The sequence below is a fragment of the Flagellimonas ochracea genome (assembly GCF_009903685.1).
GTDB lineage: Bacteria > Bacteroidota > Bacteroidia > Flavobacteriales > Flavobacteriaceae > Flagellimonas > Flagellimonas ochracea.
Genome location: NZ_JAAABI010000002.1, coordinates 345,446 through 367,314, shown reverse-complemented (window position 1 = coordinate 367,314; position 21,869 = coordinate 345,446). Strand labels below are relative to the sequence as shown.

7 protein-coding genes, 1 tRNA gene and 1 pseudogene are annotated in these 21,869 nt (G+C 42.4%); 3 read left to right on the top strand and 6 right to left on the bottom strand.

Annotated elements, in window-relative coordinates:
- Window positions 1-3: 3 nt before the first annotated feature.
- A complete protein-coding gene (rpiB, locus tag GTQ34_RS07190) occupies window positions 4-435 on the bottom strand; it encodes a ribose 5-phosphate isomerase B (protein ID WP_166523098.1) in 432 nt (143 codons plus the stop codon).
- A 591-nt stretch (window positions 436-1,026) separates the two neighbouring features.
- Between rpiB and rnr the strand changes: the two genes are divergently transcribed.
- From rnr to GTQ34_RS07175, 3 genes and pseudogenes are all read left to right on the top strand, one after another.
- Entirely contained in the window at window positions 1,027-3,210 is a 2,184-nt protein-coding gene (gene rnr, locus GTQ34_RS07185; protein WP_166523097.1) for a ribonuclease R, read from the top strand.
- 55 nt (window positions 3,211-3,265) lie between these two features.
- Window positions 3,266-3,946, top strand: a complete 681-nt coding sequence (locus tag GTQ34_RS07180) for a head GIN domain-containing protein (RefSeq protein WP_166523096.1) — start codon at window positions 3,266-3,268, stop codon at window positions 3,944-3,946.
- 4 nt (window positions 3,947-3,950) lie between these two features.
- Window positions 3,951-4,601 (top strand): annotated as a pseudogene (locus GTQ34_RS07175) (LysE family translocator); the annotation flags it as partial.
- A gap of 40 nt (window positions 4,602-4,641) precedes the next feature.
- On the opposite strand, the gene GTQ34_RS07170 reads toward GTQ34_RS07175, so the two are convergent.
- The 5 genes from GTQ34_RS07170 to GTQ34_RS07150 all read right to left on the bottom strand — a co-directional run bounded on the left by GTQ34_RS07170 (window position 4,642) and on the right by GTQ34_RS07150 (window position 21,864).
- A tRNA-Cys gene (locus GTQ34_RS07170) sits at window positions 4,642-4,712 on the bottom strand.
- A gap of 43 nt (window positions 4,713-4,755) precedes the next feature.
- Window positions 4,756-5,121 carry a dihydroneopterin aldolase gene (gene folB / locus GTQ34_RS07165; RefSeq protein WP_166523095.1) on the bottom strand — a complete coding sequence of 122 codons (366 nt, stop codon included), beginning with the start codon at window positions 5,119-5,121 and terminating at the stop codon, window positions 4,756-4,758.
- 45 nt (window positions 5,122-5,166) lie between these two features.
- Complete coding sequence (locus GTQ34_RS07160) at window positions 5,167-6,117, bottom strand: PorP/SprF family type IX secretion system membrane protein (RefSeq protein ID WP_166523094.1); 951 nt, start codon at window positions 6,115-6,117, stop codon at window positions 5,167-5,169.
- A 17-nt stretch (window positions 6,118-6,134) separates the two neighbouring features.
- A complete protein-coding gene (locus tag GTQ34_RS07155; RefSeq protein ID WP_166523093.1) occupies window positions 6,135-19,793 on the bottom strand; it encodes a T9SS type B sorting domain-containing protein in 13,659 nt (4,552 codons plus the stop codon).
- A 1-nt stretch (window position 19,794) separates the two neighbouring features.
- The gene (locus GTQ34_RS07150) at window positions 19,795-21,864 is read right to left on the bottom strand and encodes a PorP/SprF family type IX secretion system membrane protein (protein WP_166523092.1); all 2,070 of its coding nucleotides are present in this window, start codon (window positions 21,862-21,864) and stop codon (window positions 19,795-19,797) included.
- Between the last annotated feature and the right edge of the window lie 5 nt (window positions 21,865-21,869).

Genomic DNA, 21,869 nt, shown 5'->3' with positions numbered 1-21,869 from the left:
ACGCTATCGACAGGGTATTTTTTCGATTCTACGTTCGTGTCGGCCTCCCTCGAATTCAGTATTTAGGAAAGTTTCCACCATTTCCAGGGCTTGGGGCAACGCTATAAATCTTGCGGGCAAACTCAATATATTGGCATCGTTATGCTCTCTGGCCAAAGCAGTAATTTCCTTGTTCCAACAGAGTGCACCCCTCACGTTTTGATGTTTGTTTATGGTCATGGTGGCTCCATTGCCGCTTCCGCAAATCACAATGCCCATGTCCACCTTGCCTTCCTCCACATCTCTCGCCACCGGGTGGGTGAAGTCCGGGTAGTCCACACTATCCGTACCATCAGTTCCATAATTGGTAACTTCAATGCCCTTGGATTTCAACATTCCAACGATGGCCAATTTATAATCTGTTCCTGCGTGATCGTTTCCTATGGCTATTTTCATATTTGAAGAGTTAAATGCCTATATAACAAAGGTACAATTCTTTTTAAGCAGCAATGTTCATAAAAACAGTAATAATATACCCATATCATTAAACAGCAGCGGTTTAGCATAAAACCGCCTTTGTTGATGGTTTTAAGAAAACTTTGAAAAAATGAATTTTTATTTCTTATTTCTTTTTCACATTACAACATATTTTTTACAACAAACAAAAAATCGATCACAAAACAATCAACCAATTAAGAACATTAAATTGAAGTAATAAACATTTAAATGGTATTTACTTTTCAATAAACTCTTGTTGAAACCACTTATCAAATATGGTTAATAAAAAATCTAATAGGTTGATTCTTAAATCATCCCTAAACTGAAAAATTGTGAACAAAAGAATTTATTTGTTCATAGCAATTTTCAGTACATATTTTTATTGCACAAATCAACAAACAATCATTACCATCTTTTTTGATTTAAATTTTAAAAAAGAAATAAATACTATTTAATGATTGTTGATAACATTAGAATTGCTATTCATAATAGTCAATTACTGGGTATGCAGTATTATAATTTGTATTTTTCAAAAAAATAATAATGTAAATGTCAAATAAAAAAAAGAGGGTAAGGAGTCAACGGAAGAATGAGATTACAAAAGGCATTTTCAATGTACTGGAAAAAGAACCAAATAAAAGCCTGAACTATAAACAAATAGCTTCCAAATTAGGAATAACGGAAACCCAAGATCGTAACTTATTGATAAAGCGTTTAGGGCAACTCAAGGCCACCAATAGAATATTGGAATCGGAACGAGGGAGGTACAAAAAGAAACCTTCTGTGCATACCTGTTTCACTGGCAAGGTTGATCTTACCACAAGTGGTAATGCCTATATTTTGATTGATGAGTTGGAAGATGATGTTTTTGTGCCGTACAATAAGTTGAATAGAGCGTTCCATGGTGACCTTGTTGAGGTGTTCATGAAACCCAAACGCAATGGCAGAAAGATGGAGGGTGAGATTTCCAAAGTACTGGAAAGAAAGAAAGATACTTTTGTTGGCATTGTTGACAAACAAAAAACCTTTGCTTTTGTTAGACCAACGGATACCAGAATGTACACTGATATCTTTGTTCCCTTGGAAAAGCTGAAAAAAGCCAAAGATGGTGAAAAAGTTTTGGTACGTTTGGGAAACTGGCCTGAAGATGCGGATTCTCCTTATGGAGAAGTAGTGGATATTTTGGGAAAGCCTGGGGAGCACCAAACCGAAATACATTCCATTTTGGCGGAGTATGGCCTGCCCTATGAATTTCCTTACGAAGTGGAGCAATTTGCCAAAACCTTGGACACCTCCATCACCAAACCGGAAATATCTAAAAGGAGGGATATGCGTGAAGTGCTCACTTTCACTATTGACCCAAAGGATGCAAAAGATTTTGATGATGCACTTTCATTTAGAATCTTGGAAAGTGGAAACTATGAAATAGGAATTCATATCGCCGATGTTTCACATTATTTAGAACCCAATACCATTTTGGACGAAGAAGCGTATAACAGGGCCACTTCGGTATATTTAGTGGACAGGGTGGTACCCATGCTTCCGGAAATTCTTTCCAATATGGCCTGTTCCCTTCGCCCACATGAAGAAAAATATACGTTCTCTGCAGTTTTTGAAATAGATGATGATGCACAGATTCATGATCAGTGGTTTGGTAGAACCGTCATAAACTCCGATGAACGGTTTGCCTATGAAGAGGCACAGCATATTATAGAGACAAAAAAACCGCATATTCCAGAAGAAATATCAATCCGGGAAAAACCTTATGAGGTATCTAAAGAAGTGGTTAAGGCCATTCTTTCTTTAGACTCTTTAGCAAAGAAAATGCGCAGGGCACGAATGGATGCTGGGGCCATTTCCTTTGATAAGATTGAAGTGCGGTTCAACCTTACAGAACAAAATGAACCAGAAAGTGTTTACTTCAAAGAAGCAAAGGATGCGAACAAGCTCATTGAAGAATTTATGCTTTTGGCCAATAGAAAAGTAGCACAATTTATTGGTAAAAAGAAAAAGACATTTGTATACCGGGTGCATGATGAGCCGGACGAAGAAAAATTGATAGCGTTGAATGGTGTTATTTCAAGATTTGGACACAGTATCAATCTTAAGGATAAAAAGAGCATCAACAGTTCGCTGAATCAATTGCTGGAAGATGTAAAAGGGCAAAAAGAACAAAACCTAGTGGACACTTTGGCCATACGTAGTATGAGCAAGGCGATTTATACCACGGAAAATATAGGACATTACGGTCTGGGATTCGATTATTATACTCATTTTACATCTCCGATAAGAAGATATCCTGATGTAATGGTCCACAGGTTGTTGCAGCATTATTTAGATGGCGGGAAACCGCCAAAATCTATTGTGTATGAGGAGAAATGTAAACATTCTTCAGATATGGAAATACTTGCATCCAGCGCAGAGCGCGACTCCATAAAATACATGCAGATAAAATTTATGGAAGACCACAGGGACCAAAAATTTCTTGGGGTAATATCTGGGGTGACCGAATGGGGCATTTATGTGGAAATCATTGAAAACAAATGTGAGGGCATGATTCGTATCCGTGATTTAAAAGATGATTATTATATTTTCGATGAACGGCAATATGCCATTGTTGGAGAACGCTTTAAACGTGTCTACCAATTGGGTGATGAAGTGTATGTTATGGTAAAGGACACAGATTTGATTAAAAGACATTTGGATTTTTCATTGGTCGGAAAAAAGGAGTAATGGGCACTATATTGGAATAAAATTTGTTATTGTATCGACAACCAAATTTTACTGTATGAAATCTATTGCGATATTATTTTTGATGCTATCGCTTCAAGTTTTGGAGGCACAGGAGAGTGAGATTACAAGAAACCTTGAAAAGTTTAACGAGGTTAAGGTTTTTGATGGGATATCTCTTCAGTTGATAAAATCCAATGAAAACAAAGTGGTCATTTCAGGTGTCAATACCGATAAGGTTGCCGTGGTGAACAACGATGGTATATTGAAAATTAGAATGGAAATTGACAAAATGTTCAGCGGATATAGGACATATGTTGATCTTTATCATAACGGAGGGCTAAATATAATTGATGTAAATGAAGACGCCAGAATTTCATCAGATGACACTTACATTCAGGATGTTTTGGAGCTAAAAGCACAAGAAGGAGGTGAAATAGAATTAAATTGCCAAGTGGACCAACTTTTGGTAAAGGCAGTTTCGGGAGGTGAAATAGTTACCTCTGGGTTTGGAAAAAACCAAGACGTAATTATCAATACCGGAGGCGCTTACGACGGAAAGACGTTTAAGACCAGTTTTACCACGATTGAAGTAAGTGCTGGAGGCAATGGTGAAATCTATGCTACGGACTATGTCAAGGCCAATGTAAAGGGAGGCGGAGAAGTTTTGGTTTATGGAAATCCGGCAAAAATGGATGAAAAAAAGGTTTTCGGAGGAAAAATAAAACGGGTGGACTAATGCTATGATTGATGATATTCAGGCAGCGATTCCATTGGGATTCCTATTAAGCTTTATGATAGGACCGGTGTTCTTTGTGTTACTGGAAACCAGCGCAACTAAGGGCTTTAGAGCGGGAGTTTGCTTGGATATCGGAGTTATTATTGCGGATATTTTGTTTTTGTTGGTAGCTTATTTTACTAGTTTTCAACTTTTGGAGAACCTTAGTAATCAACCAGGTCTTTTTGTATTTGGCGGAATGATACTTTTGGTTTATGGTATTGTAATATTTGCCAAAAAAGAGTCTAAAAAGGCTAACCTAAAAGTTACAAAGGGAACCTATTTTACGCTTATAGTAAAAGGGTTTTTGTTGAACTTTATAAATATTGGAGTGCTTGCTTTTTGGTTGGGGCTCATTGTTATTGTCGGTCCAAGTTTGGACAACGACCCTGATAGGATATTCGTTTTTTTTAGCACCGTTCTAGCCGTTTATTTTGCTACCGACTTAATTAAAATATTGCTGGCAAAACAATTGAAAGGATACCTTACCAAAGACCGTATTGTACTCATTAAAAAAGGGTTGGGCATTGTTTTGATTATCTGTGGGGTCGTATTGATAACCAAGGGGTTTTTACCCAAGGATAAGTTTGATATTAAAGAAGGCATCGAGCGGATTAGCAGCATAAAAAAACCCAACGAAATGTTGGGTGTTTTAGAGGCATCGAGCGGATTCGAACCGCTGTACAAGCTTTTGCAGAGCTGTGCCTAGCCACTCGGCCACGATGCCATTTTTGTGCTGCAAATGTACTACTTTTTTTAGCTTGCCCAAACTACTTACTGGACCTTTTGGCACTCAAAATTGCGCTTACGCTTTCCACATCACCACCAATGGGCGGGTTTATTTTTGATACTGTTACTTCTACTTCTGTTACCTCAATAATTTCTTGGAAAATACGAGAAATGATTCTTTGCGCAACATGTTCCAACAAATTGGAACGAGTGGCCATTTCATCTTTTACGATGTTGTTCAGGTGAACGTAATCAACTGTTTCGATAAGCTTATCTGATTTTGCGGGAACAGATAGATCGGTTTCTACCACTAAATCCACTCTATAGTCACTACCAATGAGCATTTCTTCTTTTAGGCATCCGTGGTTGGAGTGTACTCTAATATTGTTCAACCTTATCTTTCCCACAATGTTTAGGATTTTGCGGGACAAAAATAGGGTAAAACCATTTAATCAGTACATACACCTACAGTTGCTAATGCCCTGGAACAAATCCATACCAACCGTAACCACGTGAGTTCCGGTGCTATAGCCCAAAATTTCATTGGTAATTACTTGATACGAATAGCCAAAATAGAAATTACTTTTCTTTAGCCCGGCAATAGGAGCAATATATAGCGGTTTACCCAACTGGTCGTTTAAGAAACGATAAGTGGCGCCCACATAATAATAGTCCTCAAAATCGTGAAAACGGAATTTGGCATTAAGGTCGGTAACTGAGCGCCCATCGCTTTCAAACCATTGAAAAAATACAGAGGGTTCCAACTCTAGTTTACTGTTCTTGTTTTTGGAAATGCTGTATCCGGTATACACATAATAATTTCTCAAGGTGTTGGGTTCGAACACCGGATTGAATTGCTCTAGATTTTTAGGCAAAATATTGGAAGCATTGACACTGAAATAAAACTTGTTGTAGCGAATAAGGGCACCAAGATCAAAATTGTGGTTCGTAGTTGCTTTGTCGTCCGTAGGAAGTTGTCCATTGAAATCGGTAAAGTTTTCTACATCTATCCGAAACTGGTTAAAGTTGTATGAGATACCAAGAGAAAGGAAAAAATCATCATATCGATCTAAAACCAAATGGTGTGCAAATGAAACCCTGGCACCTCTTTGCTTGGTTTCTCCGTTGCTATCGTTATATAATAACATGCCCAAACCAGACCTGTTTCCAATTCGTGCATCGGCGGCCAAAGTTTGAGTGTCTGGTGCATCTTCAATACCCACCCATTGGGTAAGGCCGTTCAATCTAACCTTTATGTGGTCCCCAATACCCGCATAGGTCGGGGACATCAAAAAGGGATTATCCGCAATGTACTGGGACAACTGCGGTATGGTCAACTCTTGACCGCGAGCGCCATGGGCCAAAAGAGCAAGAAGAATTAGAAAACAAGTTTTTTTCAACATGGTCAAGCAGGTTAAGGTCAATCTCGATATAGGGTAAAATGTCCAATGAATTCACGGTCATCGTTTTCACCTTGCAGTTTAACAATATACCAGTAATCACCGGTGGGGAGCTCTTTGTTGTTGTAAATACCATCCCAACCACTATCGCCATATTCCATACGATAGAGCTCTCTACCATAACGATCAAAAACAATCATTAGTACGTTGGGGAACGTTTCTAAGTTGTTTGGCAACCACATGTCGTTGAGACCATCTCCGTCGGGAGTGAAAAAGTTAGGAATCTCAATATCAATGAATTCCATAAATATTTCTGCCTGAACCTCGCAACCGTTTTGGTCTACAACAGTAACGGTATAGGTATCCGTTCTATTGATATAGAAGGTATTGTCCGTTCCGTTGTCTACATCTCCGAAATAGAAGGTATAATCTTCCAGTCCACCCTCGGCAACCGCTGTTATTTCATTTATATTGTTGTTTTCCAATATCAGGGTCAAAGGTTCATACCCTTCTATGGTGAAGTCATAAGTGACCATACATCCATTGGCGTGTGCTATGGTGATGTAATGATCGCCCGGAGCCATATTTCTGAAATCATCTGAAAGCTGCATATCACCTGGGTCAGTTGAGTCCAGGGCATATAGCACATCCGCAGAGACTGAAGGATCTGTAAATACAATGTTCAGGTAATTTTCAGGAATATTGCCAGTACACTCATACATGGGCGTAACCGTGGCCTCAAGGTTTACCCCTGGTTCTATTTCCACAAAAACATTGGTTTCACATCCTTGGGAATCACGCACAAACACTACATGTGTTCCTGCAGGAAGATTTTGGAACAAGATTTGATCCTGAACATAATCAGCGTCAGCGTTTGAGTTCAAAGCAGTTTCGTATGGTGCAGTACCTCCGGTGATTTGAAGTTCAAATGAGCCATCGGCACTGTTGAAGCACACTTCATGCATTATATTAATGGCCTCGGCCTGGATAGGTTCTGGCTGTTCTATTTCAAACTGGAAGGTCATGAAACAACCGTTTCTATCCTGCGCAATCACATCATAAATGCCTGGGGCCAAATCCTCGAATACGTTTACGGTATCAAACTGATTAAGATTCGGTGTAATAGCATAGAAAATTTCACCGGTACCTCCTGAAACTTCGACCGTGATCGTTCCGTCATTCAATCCAGAGCATGTTACATTGGTGAACTCTTCACGGTCTACCTGCAATGGAGCAGGATCTGTGATTATTATTTCCGGTGAAACCTCAACACAATCTTGACTGGTTACCCTTACGTAGTAACTGCCTGCCACTAAACCACTAAAGGTGTCGTTTGTTTGAGGACCAGCTATTAAATTGGTCAAGGCCGCATCACCAAATAGTTCGTAGCTATAATTGCCCAATCCGCCGGTGGTGTTGGCCACAATAGTTGCTGAAGCCTCCCCGGTACAATTGATCATGGCCGCAGAATCATCTATGTCAATAGTTAACGGGGGAACCATGTCCACGCTTACCTGGTTGGAGATTTGAGCTTCACAACCAAAGGCATCGCGCACATAGTATTGATAGATTCCAGCGCCAACATTGAATATATGGGTACTACCGCCGCTCATGGCAAAATAGTTGGTTCCATCGACGCTATATTCGTAGGGGGCTGTGCCTCCGGAAGCATCAAGCTGTAATTGCGCTTGATTAATACAGGTCATTGCGCTTAACTCAATTAAGGATGCCATGACATCTGTAGGTTCGCTTATGGTAACCTGAATGGTTTCCACGTCACAATTCCAGTTATCGGACACGGTAATACTATAAATTCCAGCGCCCAAGTTGTTAAAGGTTGGAGACGACTGTTCTCCAGACGTGAACACTATCGTTGTGCCCGTTGGATCATATATGTTTAGTTGATAATCGTATACGCCCTCACCTCCAGCTTCGTTTTCCGCCCAGACGGATGCATTGGTATCACCATAGCACAACAAAGTTGTGGGTGTAGCATTGATATCCGCAGTAATTGGAATTGGCTGAACCAGAACAATAGGTTCGTTGATGACGCAACCGTTATCGTCCGTTATCTGTACATCAAATGTTCCAGCCGATAAACCAGTGAACAAATAACTTGGAACATCATTGACAGTATATACTTGTGATGTCGTGGTATTGGTCAACACAATATCGTAAGGAGCGTAACCCCCAGTTGGGGCTACAACTATTTCACCTTGATCGTTACTACAGGTAACATTGGCGACTTCTTGAGGCGTCACTACCAAAGCACTGCTTGGTGAAACAATGGTAATGACATTGGAATCCTCCACGCACAATGGGTTGGCAGTCTCAGTGACCCTTACAAAGTAATTTCCACCTATTAGGGCAGGGTCGGTAATGGACAATGGATTGGTCGAAGTGTTTGCACTTCCAGTAATTCCGGTCACAGAACCATCAGATAGGAACACTTCGTAATCATAGGTTCCGGAGTATCCTGTTACGTTGATTTCCAAAGTGCCTGCGTCTCCAAAACAAACAGCTGGCGCTGTTGCCGTTGCCACTACATCAATCAAATCGTACGGAGCGATATTATGTGTGGTATCAACATAGCAACCTGTTGCGTCATCGGTAACCCTGAATGTGTAGTTTCCAGGGGCGATCAATTCAAATGTAGCCGTTGTGTTTGTAAGTGTTGCGGTTAACGAACCATTCGGATTTCCAAGGGGCAACAACTCAAAAGTATAGGTATTAGCAGGGTTCCCATCATCAGAAACGGTCAACAGTACTTCTTCAGGGTTGGCACAGCTGATGGCTGCATTTTGTGTTATACCAACGGTGAATGTGTTTATTGTTGGTATAAAGACTGCCGCTGTGGTCGTACAACCATTGGCATCTTCAACATATACTGTGATATTTTGGTCCACACCAGTATCAACCACATCAAATGTGTTGGCGGACTGGAAATTTGTATTGTCCAAACTGTATAAGTATGGGCCTGTTCCACCACCGCCGGTTACGGTAATTGTTGATGTATTTACCGTATTGTTTGGATTACACACAAATGTGGTAGCAGATGCAGATGCAGATAGAACAACAGGTTCCGTAACTGTGGCATCGTAGAAATCATCACAAGCTCTTGATGAGATAACGCGTACTCGGTAATCTCCTGCTGGTAGGTTATCGAATGTAGGAGTCGTCTGTGCGAATCGATATGGTGTCACCAAATTGGACGCCTCATATAGCTCGTACGTGTACACGGGATCAACTATGGTCGTAGGATCCAATACTACGGTCAAGTTGCCATCAGCACCGCCATTACAGCTTACAGGATCCATCAGCACATCATCAATAATGGGGTCAACTTTGTCATCCAGTTCTTGTGTGATGACAAACGTACAGGGGGTAGTTGTGTTATTGTCGGTAACCGTGAATGTATAGACTCCAGGTTGCGTGAGTCCTGTAAAGACCCCTGTTGCGTTGCTAGCTGTGGTAAATCCATCTGGAAAAACCACATCGAAAGTAAGGTTAGAAGAACCGCCGCTTACACTTACGGTGACATGACCTCCTGAATCAAGCGTACAGTCAATGGGTTTTACAACGGTGGTCGTTGCAGTCATAGCATTTGTAAGTACTACAGGGCCAACGGTTGTTGTACATGACCATTGATCAGCAATCATTACTTCATAAGATCCTGCACCCAAACCAGAGAAAACAGTATTGGTTTGTGGAGAACCGATATTTGACCCATTACGGATAAGTTGGTACGTATAGTTACTACCCTGACCACCAGCAGTTCCAAGAACTTCAATTTCACCTTGGAGGTCAGTACAGTTTTCTTGATTTATTTGAATCGAAGCGGTAATTGGCAATGGGTCTGATAGTGAAACGGTATCCACCAATTGTTCACAACCACTAGAGTCAATCACCCATGCTTCATAGGTGCCTACAGGAAGGCCGGCAAAGCTGTCACCTACCACATAATCACTGGGACCTGTAGGGGCAGAAGTGCCTACATAGTAACTGTAGCCTCCCCATCCTCCGGTAACGTTGGTAATTTGAATGGCACCATCGTTTCCGACACAGGTGATTTCGGTTACCACCGTAGATCCTGCAATTGAAGCACTTGGTCCAGCAATGTTAAAGGATTCAATATACACGCAAGCAGCTCCTGGAGGATTCGTATCGGTAACCTCAATATAGTAGGCACCGGCCGCAAGACCGCTGATGGTGAAGCTGCCGTCAGCATCAGAACCAGAAGAAGTAACATCATCAGCCAAGTTTCCAGGAGTGTTGTTTATATCGTAGTATAATGTATAGCTAGTAGCGCTTGGATAGGCCACAACGGAAGCGTCAACCAGGTTTAGGTCTACAGCGCCATCGGTATCACCAAAACAAGTGATGTTTGTTGTTCCAACCACAATCAAATCCAGTACTTCAGGATCTGCGACTTCATGTGGTATGGTAATAACACATCCAGTTATTGTGTTTCTCACCTCAAAGTTGTGGGTACCGACAGACAATCCAGTAAAACTACCTGAAGCCTGGAACACTCCGGAAGGTAATTCCCTAAATTCATAGTTGGCTGGATGTGTAGTTGAATTTGTGATTGAACCCACCGCTGTAATGGTTATATCTTCACCGGCAACACAAGTGGCTATGGCATCTACCACAATGTTGGCTGCATCGAGGCTGTCAAATGGCGCAATTGCCACATTTGTTGTTCCAACACAGCCATTTTCATCGTATACATTGATAGTATAGCTTCCTCCATTAATATCTGTTTCTATGTAAACATTGTTTGGCCCAGTTTGAACCACAATATCATCCCCTGTTGCCGGAGTGCTTTGGTCATTGATGAACTCATAAATCACATATGTTCCACTTCCACCTGTAATAGAAGCTGTATCCACTGTAATGGAGGCATTGTTGGTATTGTTGCCAGAAACGCATCCAAATTCAACCACAGTGGGTGCTGGGACAACCACTGGATTGGGTTCGGCTATCTGAATGTTGAAGATATCGGTGAAGCAACTGTTGGTTCCTGCTCCACGAACACTGTATGTGCCTGCGGGAAGGTTTTCAAAAGTATTGCCATTCAATACCGCGCCGCCCGGCATAGGTGTTAGCGTATAGTTTAATGGCCCCACTCCAGTGTCAACTTCAGTAAGGGTAATGCTACCATCATTGGCCCCATTACAGGTAATATCCGTATGGGTTTCTGTAAAGCTTGGTAGTGGAGCATCCGGCACATCTATGGTAATTGTTTGCGAGCAGTTAGGTGGAGCTGTTCCAATATCAAATACGATTACTTCATAACTTCCTGCCGCTGCAGCGCCGGTCCATGTAAACGGATTGGTTGGGAGTACGGTCCGGGCCTGATCGTTTGCACCAGGGCCATCAATGATAAATTCGTAGTTTCCAGATCCAGAAATCACATCAATCTCGATTTCGGCATTAGCCGCTGCTCCTGGTTCACAATCTAGAGCTACGGTTTGAATTGCGGTAAATTCCAAGATAGGATACACATCGAATGTGTCAGTGTCGGTACAGCCATTACCGTCAATGATCGAAACATTATAGGATCCAGGGGCAACATTGTTGAAAATTCCGCCATTATCCAAATAAGTAACCCCGCCATCTATAGAATAAAAAATCTGTGCAGCGACACTTGTTGCATTTATAGTTACTGAAATTGGAGTTGAGCAATTGTTCACAACAATGGAGTCTACAGTAGGGTTGGGAGTAAGTGTCAACGGAACAGTGCCCAAATTTACGGAACAACCATATTGATCCTCCATGGTAACGTCATAGTTTCCGGCAGGTGAATTTGCAGGAATTTCTATAGGGTTATCGGAGGTTGATGTAATGGTAACAAATGGAGCCGGCCCAGTTACGGTGTAGGTATAAACCCCTCCACCACCTAGTGGGTTTTGGACTTGAATTAGGCCCGGGGCATTACAGCTGATATTTTGTAAAACAACAGGTGTTCCCGATAAAGGATCTAATTCTATTAAGAGCTCGTTTTCGGTTGCCCCAACGCAGCTGTCAACACCACCCCCATCAACTTCAACGACTTCAATGAAATAGTTTCCTGCTGGCAAACCACCAATTACGATGTCCTGTGGGGAGGAATAGGGAACTATTCCACCACTGCTGGTTACTAAAACAGCAGAACCAGAGCTCATGTCGTAAAAATCCCACCTGAACTGTGTTTCAAAAGGAGCTTGATTGTCAGTGACCGTATAGGTTATACTACCATTGCTGGCCCCGGCACAACTGGGGGTAATGGAAGATGTGATTTCTAGGGGAACTGTAATTATATCATTTACATTCACATTACTCTGACGCACACAACCCGCGGCATCCCTTACATAGAACGTGTAGGATCTACCGGGCACAAGTCCAACAAAGGTATGGGTTGTCCCCAAGGGCAATGGGGCCGTCCATGTAGCGGTCGCTGGGTCAAAGTTTGCTGGATCGTCTGAATAGGTATACTCGTAGGGAGCGGTTCCGTTTTGCCCCCTAACGGTTACTTGAAGCTCATTACAATTGACAACAATCGGCAATATGGTAATGTCTAAGTCATCCAAAGGATATGGAATGATGAACGGAGGCAAATTGGTTTGACAAACAGTGTTTCCAAAACCGTCCACCGTACGCATGGAGGGATAGACGGTATCTCCGGAATTGTATCCCGTGAATTGGTCGGTAGTGCCTGGAACGGAGTTGTTCCCTATCCAAGTAGTTCCACCATCAGCACTGAACTCAATTGTACCTAGCGTTGTAGGATAGCCTGAGAACCCAAAACCAAAATCGTTGGGGTCACCAGTACAAGTAGCTGGAGTGATTCCTATAATACTTGCGGTAAGTTCATCTGGATTGTTGAGGGTTACCGGAGTTTCTGTCACAACGCATCCTGTAGCATCAGTTACGTTGATTGTGTAGTCACCTGGCATGAGGTTAAAATACGTTCTGCTCGTATTGAGTACATTCGTATCCGTTTGGTCTGAAGCACCACCATTATCCAAGTCTATTATTTGGATAGTGTATGGAGCAATACCGGATGTAATGTCCACTAGAATGGAACCGGTACCGTCATGACAAAGTGGGTCGGTTGGTGTGGCAGTAATGTTCAAAGGCGTCGCCGGGTTCACCGTTACCGTTTCCATGTATTCACAAAAAGGAACCGTGGCCGAATTGTCCCTTACATAAATATCATAGTCTCCTTCATTCCCTGCGGTTATCGTAAATGTGCTCGTTGTTGAGAACAACCCAGTAGGGTCTGTAGTTGTTGGCACAAAGGCGTATTCCAATACAGGGGTTCCGCCAGAAGCCGTTACAGATATACTTCCATCGGCACAAGTGCTTACATCCACGACATCTACTGAGGCGACCAAATCATCGTTGATGGTTACGTTCTGAAGTGTTCCCACACAACCAAAACCATCCCTGACATTTATGGTGTAGTTCCCCGAAGTCAGCGAAGCGAAGGTATGTGTTGTTGCGGTAGTGGGTGTTGGTGTTATCCAAGGACCACCGTTTAAACTAAACTGATAATCTCCATTTCCAGCCGTAACATCCACTTGGATAGTTCCATCATTATTTCCGCTGTAACAGGCAGTCGGGGTTGTAGTAAATGTTATTGTAGCTGCTGGAATCACTGTTAATACAGCATCAATAGGATCTTCACAAAGATTAGTGTCTCTTGCCCGAATAACGTAATCACCGGCAGCTAGCCCGGCGAAAACGGTATTATTTCCATTGGTTACATAATCAAAACCTGCAATTATACCACCAACACCATCCTCCAATTGAAATTCGTAGGAGGGCGTTCCCCCGGATGCGGAGGCCGTAATAGTTGCACCACCGTTGGTACAGGTTGCAACACTAGTAATTGAAGCTGAGGCAATTAAAGCTGCTGGTTCAGCAAGTGTTTGGTTTAGGATAATGGAACAAGTAGGATCTCTAAGGTCAATTACGGTTATGGAGTAATTTCCTGCAGTTAGACCGTTTATTGTAATAGGACTTGCAAATTGGGCTGCCGAAACGGGACCGGCATCCACTTGATACGTAAAGCCAGTTCCTGGCTCAAAATTTTCCACTTCAAAAGTGATTGATCCATCTGCGCCACCGTTACATGTGATGTCGGAGAATGCCGTTACTGTTGAACCAAATGAGTTTCCTGGCTCCAAAACCACCGTTGTTTGAGTAACACAACCACTTCCATAATCAACGTCGATGGTATGGGTTCCCACCGCAACATTGGCAAACATATTTCCAGCCTGTGGTGCGCCACCATTTAAGCTATAGGTGTATGAAGGGTCGTTTGGAAGTACAGTGATATCCCCCGTTCCATCACAATTGTATGTTATCGAGGTGCTTAATGTGGGCTCTGTTGGGAGGGGTGCGATTATAACATCGGACAGTGTGATGAAACAATCAATTTGATTAGCATCACGTACTTGGATGGTATATGTTCCATTCATCAGACCTGTAAAAACAGTTCCGCCAGTTGTTGAAGTAGTCCAAGGGCCTCCATTAATATTATACTGATAGTCACCAGAGCCACCAGAGGTGGGAGTAATACTTCCCACGGTAATTTCACCAAGCTGTAGACAAGTATAGGCTTGGGTTTGTAGGGCTTCAGCAACCAGTTGATTTGGTTGGTTGACGACAACGGTCAAGGTAGCTTCGCAGTTATTGGCATCCCTTATCCTTACATCGTAAGATCCAGCACCCAGATTTACAAAACTGTTGGAGGTTTGGTAAGTGGAACCATTATCTATACTAAACAAATAAGGTCCTTCTCCACCAGAAGCACTTAAAGTTATGGCTCCGTCTGAACCGCCAAAGCAAGTTACGTCGGTCACGGTTGGCGCAATGGCAAGTGGAACATCTTGAATTATTGTAATATCATATGAAGCTTCACAAAAACCTGCCGCACCGGCATTATCCCGCACGTAGACATCATAATCTCCAGCACCAGTCACAGTTACAGGATTTGTAATTGAAAAGTCACCACCTACAGGAGCAACTCCATCACCAACCACTGCATAAACATAATTTCCATCGCCACCTGCTGCAGTAATCGTAATGTCCGTGTCGGTACCACAGGCAGTGATATTTGGAGCTGAAGCAATTACACTCAATTCAGGGTTAATTGTTATAGAAGCAGTATCAGTACAATTGTTTCCGTCACGAACATCAATGGTATGGGTTCCTGGGGTAAGTCCGGAAAAAATATTACTGGCACCAAAAGGACCTCCATTAAGGCTATATTCATAATTTCCATCACCGCCTGAAGTAACATTGGCAGTCAGGGTCAAACCAACAGCGTCGTCGTAACATAGGTCACTGGGCACAATGTCAAGAACGGGCGCAATTGCGGCATTCAAGTCAAACGTAGTGGTGACCACACAACCGTTAGTATCCGTTACTGAAGCCGTGTAGGTTCCTGTTTGTGTCAACCCTGTGAAGACACCTGTGCTGTTTGTTCCAAAAAGGGTAGTGTCCGGATTGGTTAAAGTGAAAGAATTTCCACCCCACCCTCCAGATGAAGTAAGGGTAACGCTACCGTCGGAAACGCAAGTAGGCTGTGTTTCTGTAGCGTTTATCGTCAACATTGAAGGAGGAGCATTGATGGTTACGCTTGCTGTGTCGGTACAGTTGGTCAAGTTATCAGTAACAGTAATGGTGTAGGTTCCATCATCCAATCCAGTTAAAGAAACGGTACCGCTGGATTCGTTGCTTCCAGAAAAGTTAGCCGGTCCTGAAACAGTATAGTCATAATCGGTATTGAAATCTGTAATTGTAAACAACAGCTCCCCATCTGTATCATTAAAACAGGTGATGTTGCTTACCAGCTGGCCTGTAACATTGATTTGGGTGACCGGGTCAATTGTAAAAGATTCATCATAAACACAACCTTTATCATCGGTTACCCTAAAGGTATAAGTGCCCGGTGCCAACCCATCAAAATTGGCAGAAGCTCCGGTTATGGAGGTAGCGGCAGTTGTAGCAGGGGCTATTATTTCAAAAACAAAAGGAGCATTGCCATCCACAACGGTTGCTGTAACATCTGAAGTTAAAGCAGGACAGTTAGGCGCAGTGGCTACAAAGGTTAGATCCGAAGGTGGATTTAATGGGTCCAACGTAATGGTGTTGGTAGGGAAAGTACACCCATTGTCATCCCTTACGGTGATGGTATAGGTTCCATCGGTGAGATTGCTGAATGTGGGGCTTACCCCAAAGTTAACCCCATCGATACTATATTCGTAAGGCGCGGTTCCTCCTGTGATGTTTTGTGCTTCTACGATTCCGTTTTGTAGACAGGTGTAATCTTGTACCAGAACGGCGTCGGCGTCAAGGGGATTGGATGGCGCGGAAATTGTGTGATATTCAAAATAATCACAAGCTGCGCTTCCTTTTCGCTGGTTAATAACCACTACATAATCGCCGCTTGGCAATCCAGTGAAATTGCCCGAAGAATTGGTGGCCAAAGCATTGTTCAAATCATAGTTGTTCTCATCAAAACCTGTTGCATCGAACAAATAATAGGTAAGTTGATACCCATTACTGCTTACAAGATTGAAGTTTATGGCTCCTGTGGAATCACCATAACAAAGCACATCGATAACACTGGTGGCATTGAAATCGGCGGCGGGCCTAAATTCGATGGTCACCGTGTTGGAGATATCATGACAGTTGTTTCTGTCCACCACTACGAAAGTATAATCACCAGGATCCAAGATGTCAAAGATTACACTGGTCTGGTAAGCACTCGAAGGAATATCGTCTACCGTAGGATACGAGATGACCGTGTTGCCCCCTTCGTCTACATAAGACCAAATGGCATAGGTATGTGGAGTTTGACCACCTGTGGATTCCATTTGGATGTTGCCTTCTCGACAGGTAATGTGTTGAGAAACCCGTGCATTGAGCTCTAGATTGTTAAGGTCTTGAATGGTCACCTGCTCGGTGTAGGTACAGTTATCGTCTGTTCTTACAGAGACGTCGTACACGCCATCGTTAAGGTTTTCAAAGGTGTAGTTGTTGTCGTTTGATGGACCAAAAGTGTCCACAATAGTTCCCCCTTGCGATATTTCGTAATAATATTGTGGAAAGACATTCAGGGCGGAAATGGAAATAGTCCCGAAACCATTACAATCAGTATCTGTAGTTGTTATGTCAACCTGAAAATTTCTTTCCAAGATTCCGATGTTCTCTAAAATGAAAATACAGCCATCGGTTACACCTTGCTGTCTCATTTCTACCCGATAGGAACCATTGTCAGCAATATCAAAACTTGGACTTGGATTGTAGGCAACCACTACATTTCCTGTTGCTTGATCTATGAGCTGATATTCATAGTCCAAAGGCATGTTGGTTACCGTAATATTGCCATCTGTATCACAAACAATATCCCTAGTCGTGTATTGCGGATCCAATGGGTTTTTGAAGATATTGAAATAGAAACGGGTAAAACATCCATCTTGATAGTTGATGACCAAACGATATTCTCCAGCGTCGGAAGCTGTAAAATCGTTGCCCGTGTCAACGGTGTTCCAGGTACAGCTGTTATTTGTGTTGGCACAATCTGGTGTGGCCGCGGCACAGCTGGCCTCGTCCAATTGTTGCCATTCTATGCTTAACGCGTCAGGAATATTTACCTGAATGAGTTCGGTGTCGTTTAGTCCACAAAGGAAGATTTCAGGGAGTTCGCTACCATCGTTGGGGCAGACAACTATTTCACCATCCACAGTATTGGTAGTGTCGTTGATCAATGCCGAAATGGGATTGGATTGAATGGCCCCAAAGAGCTCAACAATAATTATTTCTTGAAATCCTTTACAAGGATCTGCCACTTCTTTGTCCACAATGTAGGTGCCGATATCGGTGACCAATAATGTGCTTGGATCTCCATCTGGGTCTCCATCGTTGATTACGGTGTCCGTTCCAAGATCTATTTGGCCATTTCCGTTTTCGTCCCTGTACCATGTGTACGCATCAAAATTATCCCCTGCATCCAAAAGCACATCATCCCCACATAATTGAACGGTTCTGGTAAAGTCACAGCTTTCCAAATCATCCAACAGGAAGTTGGTGGCCCCGGGCGTAGTAAATCCACAATTGTCAAAATCGGACACACTTGGGTCATCTGTAATTTGATTGTTATTAATAACGCCTTGATAGGTAGAGTAAGCCAAGTTTTGGATCTGATCCGTACAGGCATCGATGAAATCGAAACAGTTTTCTGCTACTTGCACCCTCATTCTTATTTCAGAAACGGGATCACCTTCTTCAACCAGATTGTCTGGAATTGTAAAAGTTATTTCACGAGTTGGGGCATTATAAACATAAGTTACCCCTGCAGGCAGTGTTAATGCTGTTTCATCCAGTGTTGTATTGATGGGGAGCACATCGCGTATGGTATAGTTGGTTGCGTCGTCGTTCCCTGTATTTTCGAACGATAGGACGTAGTCCAAATACTGACCGAGGTTTACCCCCGCACCGGTGATATCATTACCAGCAATATCTTCTACCCTTTTTTCCAGAACAATTTCCGGCTCAATTATTTCTACATTGAATGAGTTGAAAAATGGATAATATTGGTCACCGCTTGACGTAAAACGAAAAGTTGCAGCGGTTTCGCTGTTTGGTATTACGGAGTTTAAGGGGTTGTTTAGCAAAAACATATCCGTATCATATCCCAAGGTGTTCACACTGTTTACATCCCTGTTTGTGGTTACAACTCCGTTTAATGTAATGTTACTGTTGAAGAAGTTGTCTGATGGATTGGTGGCATTGCTTATGGTTGTAAAGGAACCACTACTGGCGGCCCTTATTCTTACACGGTCACCCGTGATTCTGTTATCTCCCTCAAGAGCGGCCACACCAATATTGGCATTTACCGGACCCGCTGGAATTGTGTTAAAGCCACTATAATTAATATCTACTGATGGATTAGCGCTGTTTACACGAGCAAACCCATCAAAGGTGGTGATTAGCTTACCGGTAAGGGTTGGGTTTTCATAAACAATGATCAGAGTCCATCCTGCGGAAGCTCCACCTCCCGGAGAAAGGGAACCTGTCACAGCTCGTACGTTGGCTATGGTATAATCCCCTGTTGGATTTGCCAAGGCCGAAACCAACGTAGTAACATCGGCGTAGCAAGCATAAGGGCTATTGCGCCTCATGGAAGAATCGCCACTGGTAAAACCATCATATATGATTTCGTCTGCGGTAATGTCCACATAAGAACCACCTGGCACCATGAATTTTACCTGATTGAAATCGTTTTGCCTATTGGTTCCAACCGCTTGTCCAGCCTGTTCACTGGGATAGGTTCCAGACCAATACAATCCCGCATATCTGATAAGGTTACAGTTGGTCTGTGGAAATGTGAACGTTGCCCTACTGGAACTAAAAGTTGTTGGGTCACTGTCCACATCAACATACTGCATGTTCAACCAATCGTTATAGGTGGAAGAACTTCCTGTGGCGTTATAAGAATCTTCAGGCTCTGTAGAGCCTGTTCCCCCATCACGGTTGACAATGTTGTTGGCAATAAAAGTAAGATCACCCTTTATATTGTCTTGGTAGCGTATATCAAAACTGTTGTATTCCTGCGAAAAGAGGGCGTGGGAAACAAGTCCTATTGCTAGGAATAAAGCTGATTTAACAATGTGTTTTGTCATTTTAGCTGTTGAAGTTTGGTTTTACCCGCATGATCCACATTTCTTCGTCATACGAGGCATTAAGTTTGGTGTAGTATGAGGTTAGGGCATTGTTCCAGGTCTCATGTTTTTTTAGATAGACGTATCTTAGATTGTCTTCTGGATTAATGAAATAACTGGCATGAAGCCCTTTGGCATTTAGATCTTTTACAAAACGGGATGCGTCAGAAGCGGTTTCGAAAACATCTGCAATGATATAGTAGCCTTCTGGCAAACCGTTGATTTTGTGCGATGCATAGGACGCTTTGGAGATATTGCCCTTGGATTGAGCTACATTTTTGCTTAAGAAATTATCCCCGTATTTTGAGTTGGATTCATTTTTGACGGCTACATAATCTATGTGAGAAACAACATCCATATTATTTACGTTCATAATCCAAGCGTCACCTTGATAAGCTCCATTGAACTGTGTGCTGTGTGCATAAACGGCATCTTGTTTATTCTGATAATTCTCGAGGTATACGTAGTTGAGTCCGTTTTTTGGGTTTTTAAAGTAATCCGCGTTGATTCCTTGAGCACGCAGTTCGCCAATAAAGGCGGTTACGTTTTCCGGGTCTCTAAAAACATTGGCTATTAAATAATGGCCACTTTCCACTGCGGGGATTTCAAAAGGCTTGAAGCGAGTTCTGCTTTTTGAAGAATACCGCTTGGTTTTATCTCTTTTAACACCTGTGTTTTTGGCTACTTTAGAGGTAGTCCTGGGTGCCTTGTCCAAACGGATGATTTTCTTGGTGGAAGAGGCATTGGAAAGTCCATGATTGGCCAATGGCTGAGAAGGACGTTTTTTAACGACATCCATACTATCCATATTGGCAAAGTAAACTTCCTTGGCTTTTTCTTCTAAATCTGGACGCTCCCCTTGGGTTTCACGTCGTACCATTTTCATCACTGTTTCAAAACGTTTTTCCAAATCACTTTTTCGGGTAGTCTCAATAGAGTCCTGTCTTAGCAATAGCTCGTCTAAAATGGCATCGTTTTCAGCCAATTTTTCTTGCAGCTCGGCAATCCTTAGGTCTTTATCAGTCAGATTTAGCGTTTCTTCTGGAGTATTATCAGCTTCGACCAAATCTTCGTTTTCTTTTTCAAGCAACACGCGATCTTCGGTCAGGTTTGGAGTGAAAGAATAGGCCAAGGAAATCTCATGGCTTACCCCAAAGTTTTCAAAATTGTTGGTCAGGCCTTTTTCTACGGTATATCCCAATGAAAGATTCTTGTTCAAATTGAAACCCAAACCAGCGGAAGCTCCATAAAAATCATCATAACCTGCCTGTAGCCATCCCAGTTTTGGTAGATCTAGTATTAGGTTTCCACCAAGAACCAGATTTTCTTCTCCAACTTTTCTAACACGAGCCAAAGGCATTAACCTACCTTTTTCAAGGATGCCCGCTGCATTTTTAAACTGATGGGTATATTGAAGGTGCCCGGAGTAGGTTTTCTCGTTGAATTCGGTGACTGATTCACTGCTTTTTAGGTTATAATCAAACAGATTTTCTGCAAAACCACCAATGTCGAATTGTCCAAAGGATAAATTAAATCCGGGCTGGAAACTAATTAGCGAAGTGCTTTCCAGGGTATTGAGCAGTGGATCTTCCTCCAAGGCGTTTGCACGGTCTTGGTTGAAAGCACTTTGATAATAGGAAAAATTAGCTCCAAAGGTAAAGTTGCTTTTTGGGCTTAGACGAACGCCATAGGCGTAGTTGGCGTGCACCCCGAAATTGTTGAAAAGACCCTCTCGGTTTGTAAATAGACTAAGGCCAACCCCACTCCTATCACTAACCCTTCCACTATAACTTAAGAAATAAACCTGATTGTTATCGTTAAATGATACCGATTGGTTTCTATGAAAGAGATTAATATAGGACTTATCTTCCCTTACCGTGGAAAATGTAGGGTTAATTAAGAATCTATTGAATTTCAACAGGTTCTGTGATGGAACATTATAGTCCACAAAGGGGTCTTCCTCTTGGGCCTGTAATCCTGAAAAGGCCAAGAGAAAGAGCAAGATAAGAAGTTGAGGTTTTTTGGCTTGCATTAGTT